The organism is Streptomyces sp. ICN903 (assembly GCF_022015835.1).
In the GTDB taxonomy this organism is placed as follows: domain Bacteria; phylum Actinomycetota; class Actinomycetes; order Streptomycetales; family Streptomycetaceae; genus Streptomyces; species Streptomyces fenghuangensis.
Genome location: NZ_JAKMAY010000386.1, coordinates 1 through 4,582 on the forward strand (window position 1 = coordinate 1; position 4,582 = coordinate 4,582).

The window sequence follows — 4,582 nt, forward strand, 5'->3', positions numbered from 1 at the left end:
CCCCCGCCCGGCCACCTGGCGCTGGTACGGCGAGCCGCGCCCCTGACCGCGTACCCCAGAGCGCCGCCCCGCCCGTGCCCTTACGGCGAGGAGACGGCCATGGCGTGGACCCCGAGCACCACCGCCAGGGCCAGACACGCCATGGCGCACACGGAGGCCGCATACCTCAGCCGGGGGACGATCCCCGCCGCCGCGCAGCCCCAGGCGCCGAGCACCAGCAGCGGAAGCCACGCCTTCGCCCGGTCGTTCACGCCGTGGCAGTGCTCGGCGCGCGGACCGCTCTCGCCGAAGCGGAAGGCGCAGTCGCTCCCGAAGTTCTCGGTGCCCAGCCCGGCGAACCCCCACCACGCGGTGGCCAGCACACCGGCGAGCACCGCGAGGACCAAGCCCGTGAACCCCTCGCCCCGCTCCACAGAGGTGCCGTCCTCCCCGCCGTCCTCGTCCGCGACCATCCCCTCTCCCTCCCCAGGACGATCCAAGGGCCGCGCGCCCTCCCGCGCGGCGCGGTGCGTCCACAGCGACGCCACAGCCGCCGCTCTGTGGACGCATTCCGCGCGGTCGCGGTTCCGGCGTGCGCGGTGGGGCTCGCTCCCCGGCGGGGGCCGGATATCCCACCGCCCCGAGCGGCCCGCGGCCGTGTCGGATGCGCCGATCCGGGTACTGCGGGAGGGGCCCTGTCCGGCCCCGACGACGTACGGAGAAGCCCCCATGTCCGATGAGCGGAAGAAGCTGGTCGAGCTGATGCGGGACATGCCCATCGCGATGATGACCACCTACGGCCCGGACGGCCCGCACAGCTTCCCCATGGCGCGCCAGGAGGTCGACCCCGGCGCCGAGCTGTGGTTCATCACCGCCCGGGACACCCGCCACGTCCGCGACATCGGGACGGACCCGCGAGTCTCCCTCACCTTCTCCTCCCGGGACTCCTGGGTGGCGATGACCGGACGCGCGCAGGTGGTCGACGACCGCGCCAAACTCGGGGAACTGTGGAACACCTTCGCCGAGGCATGGCTGCCCGGCGGCCCCGAGAACCCGGACGCGGTGCTCCTCCGGGTCGACGTGGAACGCGCCGAGTACTGGGACACCCCCGGAGGCAAGGTGTCCTCGCTGATCAGCTTCGCCAAGACGAAACTGACCGGCGACACCTTCGACGCGGACCACGGAACCGTCCGGCCGTAGACCCTGCCCGTCGCGCGCCGGGGCGCGGGAACGAACTCCTTGTGTGCGGCGGCAGGGACGGGATTCGACGGCCGGACCATCCAGGGCGTCACGCTCATCGAGGACGACCCCGGCTGCTCGCTCCACGAGGCGTTCGACGTCTTCGTGGCACGGTACGACGTCCCGCGGCGCGAGCGGCCGGACGACTTCCCGCGGGACCGCACCGTGTACAGGGAGAACTTCCACCCCTGAGCCCCGAGGCACTGGCCGGCCGTGTGCCGGATGCGGAATCGTACGGCCATGGCCGAAGCCTCTGACGTCGAGACCGCTTGGACATGGCTGCTGGAGCGCCGGCCGATGACCCGCGGCTCGTTCGACGACACGTTGCCACCCATCGCGGCCGCCGCGTACGCGGAGCCCGCGCTGCGCGGCCTCTTCCCTTTCCACACCCACGGCACGCTCAGATTCATCCGTGACGCTCCTCCGTGGAACGAGCCTCCGGTTGATGATCTGCCGTTCGTCGTGTTGGAGGGGCCGCCGTACAGCGTCTACACGGCCGCTCACACGAAGCGTCTTGGGCAAGCGGTGACGGCTGAGGACGCCATCGGTCTCGTGGTGGCCCACCTGCCTCCGGGACTGGGCGAGGACGCGGCAGGCCAACGACCTTGAAAACCGTCGTGGTGGCGACACCGCTGTGGGCTCACACCCCACAGCCTCCGCACAGGGGCGCGCCGCCCACCTGGGCCGGAAAGGCAGCTCCGAGGAGTCGAGCCGAAGGGAGGCGATCAGTTCTCCTGCTTCCCCTCCGTCCTCTTCCGGCGCTCCATGAGCAGGGCCAAGCCGATGTTCACGAGCATCAGGCAGGACAGAGCGATCACTTGGCCCCAGTGCCAGCCCAGCCATGAGCGACTGGCTGCCGCGGCACCCGCGAGGACCAGGGCCTCACCGATGATCACCAAGGTCACACGTGCTCGTCGGCTCATTCCGCTCCCGATGCCGCATCCGCCGCCCCGACTGTCATCCGGACATGGCTTCTACCCGCCCTGACCGACGTCACCACCGCCCAACTCGTATACCGAGGAGGACTGCTCGCGTGATTCCCTCCGCGTGGCCCTCGTCCTCGTCATCACCATGGGTCTGCGGCGCGGGAAATCGTCGGTCTGCTTCGGCCTGGGCTGGGCTGACGTGGACCTGGACATGCGGCGGGAGGCGATCAGCCACATGAACCGGCTGCTTCGGAGACGGCCTGAGCACGGCTGACCGCTGCCGTTGATGTCAGCCGTGGATGCCAAGGGGCACCTACTCAACTGAGTAGGTGCCCCTTGCGCCGGTGCCCCCGGCAGGATTCGAACCTGCGACACCCGCTTTAGGAGAGCGGTGCTCTATCCCCTGAGCTACGAAGGCGTGACGCAGGACAGGTTAGCGGATGAGTGCGGGGCGTGCCGAACGTGTTGGGCCGGGTCAGTACGTCAGGCCGTGCCCGAAGGGGTAGAGGGTGCCGGTGGAGCCGGCGTCCGGGACGGCGACCGGGAGCCGGCCGGCGGGGGAGAGGTCGCCGTAGACGGTGCGGACTGCGGCCCGGAGGGAGGGGGCACCGTAGGAGTAGGTGGCCAGATAGGCGGGGACGCCGGGGAAGCGGCGGATGTCGTACGGGTTGCGGACGGCGACGGCGACGACGGGTGCGCCGGTGTCCATCAGGGCCTGGACCAGTCTCGCCTGGGCGGCGCCCTTCTCGGAGCCCGCCGCGGCCGCGTTGACGGAGACGATCACCAGGCCGCGTCCCGCCGCCGCGTCGGCCGCCTGCGTGATGCGGTCCGCGGAGGGGATCGCGCCCGTCTCCAGGACGGTGGCGCTCTGGCCGGGGCGCTCGGCGACGGCGTCGGCGAGGACCCGGGTGGTGCTCACCCCCCAGCCGGTGACCAGGACGGAGCGGGTGTCGGAGGAGAGGGGGAGGAGGGAGCCCTCGTTCCTGACCAGGGTGACGGTGCGGTCGGTGATGGCCTGGGCGTCGGCCTTGTGGCGTTCGGCGCCGACGGTGCGCACGGCGTGCCGCTCGTCCACGTACGGGTGCCGGAAGAGGTCCCGGCGGAGCTTGTGCGCCAGGATCCGTTCCACCGAGGCGTCCAGACGGGAGACGGGGACCTGCCCGCTGCGTACGGCCTCCAGGACGGCGCCGTAGGCGGTGTCGAGCTCCGGTGCCAGGACGAGCTGGTCGCAGCCGGCCATGAGGGCCCGGACCGGGGCCACGTCCGGCGGGAACTGGCCCGAGGCGCCCTGCATGTCCAGGGCGTCGGTGACGATCAGGCCCTCGAAGCCCATCTCCTGGCGCAGCAGCCCGGTGACGATCGGCTGCGACATGGTGGCCGGGACGCCGGACGGGTCCAGGGCCGGGACGACGATGTGGGCCGTCATGATCGTGTCGACGCCGCGCGCGATGGCGGCCCGGAAGGGCGGCAGGTCGATGTTCTCCAGTTCCTCGCGGGTGTGGTCGATCCGCGGGAGGCCGGTGTGGCTGTCGGTGTCGGTGTCGCCGTGGCCGGGGAAGTGCTTGGCGGCGGAGGCGACCCGGCCGCGGTGGTAGCCGCTCACGGAGGCGTCGACCAGGGAGGCGCACAGGGCGGGGTCGGAGCCGAAGGAGCGGACGCCGATGACCGGGTTCTCGGGGTTGACGTTGACGTCGGCGACGGGGGCGTAGTTCTGGTTGACGCCCATCGCCGCCAGCTCCAGGCCGAGGATCTCGGCCGAGCGCCGGGTGTCGGAGGCGGACCGGCCCGCCGCCAGCGCCATGTTGCCGGGCAGGAGGGTGGCGGGGTCGGTGAGGCGGTAGACGACGCTGCCGCCCTCCTGGTCGATGGAGACCAGCAGCGGTACGCGGGCGCCGGCGCGGCGCGCGGCCCGCTGGAGGCCGTTGGACAGACGGGCGGTCTGGAGCGGGTCGCGGACGTTGTCGGGGCCGCGGCGGGCGTCGAAGTAGATGACTCCGCCCGGCCGGTACTTGGCGATGACCTCGGCGGGGGTGTCCACGCCGTACAGGGTGCGGTTGCCCGCGGAGACCGTGTCGGCGGCCTGGCCGTAGACCTCGACGACGAAGAGCTGCCCGACCTTGTCCTCCAGGGACATGCGGCGGACCAGGGCCCGGGCCCGGGCCCTGGTACGCGCGCGGTCGCCGCCGGAGGCGGCCTGTCCGGCGGCCGGTCCGGTGTCCGCGTTCGCCGGGGAGGAGAGGGCGGCGGAGGCGGTCAGCGCCGCGGTGACACCGAACAGGCCGGTGGCGAGGGCTTGTCTGCGGCTGGGAGTCGCGGGCTGCTGCATCGGGTCTCTCCTCACATGGGCGGACGGAGCGGGTGGGGCCGGTGGTGCGCGTGCGGAGGTGACGGCATGTGGGGGTGGGCGCCGGAGCGGTGGCGGCCACATCGTTCCAGCG

General features: G+C 72.3%; 7 protein-coding genes and 1 tRNA gene. 4 read left to right on the forward strand and 4 right to left on the reverse strand.

Annotated elements, in window-relative coordinates; genetic code table 11:
- Positions 1-80: 80 nt before the first annotated feature.
- Positions 81-452: a hypothetical protein gene (locus L7D48_RS26185; protein ID WP_237883162.1), complete on the reverse strand. Its 372-nt coding sequence runs from the start codon at positions 450-452 to the stop codon at positions 81-83.
- Positions 453-708: 256 nt separating this feature from the next.
- On the opposite strand from L7D48_RS26185, the gene L7D48_RS26190 reads away from it, so the two are divergent.
- From L7D48_RS26190 to L7D48_RS26200, 3 genes are read left to right on the forward strand one after another with little or no spacing between them, the layout of a single operon-like run.
- Complete coding sequence (locus tag L7D48_RS26190) at positions 709-1,179, forward strand: pyridoxamine 5'-phosphate oxidase family protein (protein WP_237883164.1); 471 nt, start codon at positions 709-711, stop codon at positions 1,177-1,179.
- 39 nt (positions 1,180-1,218) lie between these two features.
- Positions 1,219-1,410 carry a hypothetical protein gene (locus L7D48_RS26195; protein WP_237883165.1) on the forward strand — a complete coding sequence of 64 codons (192 nt, stop codon included), beginning with the start codon at positions 1,219-1,221 and terminating at the stop codon, positions 1,408-1,410.
- A 48-nt stretch (positions 1,411-1,458) separates the two neighbouring features.
- Positions 1,459-1,827, forward strand: a complete 369-nt coding sequence (locus L7D48_RS26200; RefSeq protein ID WP_237883168.1) for a DUF6193 family natural product biosynthesis protein — start codon at positions 1,459-1,461, stop codon at positions 1,825-1,827.
- 116 nt (positions 1,828-1,943) lie between these two features.
- Here the strand turns inward: L7D48_RS26200 and L7D48_RS26205 are convergent, their stop codons facing one another.
- Positions 1,944-2,141 (reverse strand): hypothetical protein, encoded by a 198-nt coding sequence (locus L7D48_RS26205; RefSeq protein WP_237883170.1) that lies wholly within the window; start codon positions 2,139-2,141, stop codon positions 1,944-1,946.
- Between the two features lie 124 nt (positions 2,142-2,265).
- Here L7D48_RS26205 and L7D48_RS26210 point away from each other — a divergent pair, with 124 nt between their 5' ends.
- The gene (locus L7D48_RS26210) at positions 2,266-2,418 is read left to right on the forward strand and encodes a hypothetical protein (protein WP_237883172.1); all 153 of its coding nucleotides are present in this window, start codon (positions 2,266-2,268) and stop codon (positions 2,416-2,418) included.
- A gap of 71 nt (positions 2,419-2,489) precedes the next feature.
- Here the strand turns inward: L7D48_RS26210 and L7D48_RS26215 are convergent.
- Both L7D48_RS26215 and L7D48_RS26220 read right to left on the reverse strand, forming a co-directional pair.
- Positions 2,490-2,562 (reverse strand) — tRNA-Arg (locus L7D48_RS26215).
- Between the two features lie 57 nt (positions 2,563-2,619).
- On the reverse strand, positions 2,620-4,470 hold the full coding sequence (locus tag L7D48_RS26220; RefSeq protein WP_237883173.1) for a glycoside hydrolase family 3 protein: 1,851 nt from the start codon (positions 4,468-4,470) through the stop codon (positions 2,620-2,622).
- Positions 4,471-4,582: the final 112 nt, after the last annotated feature.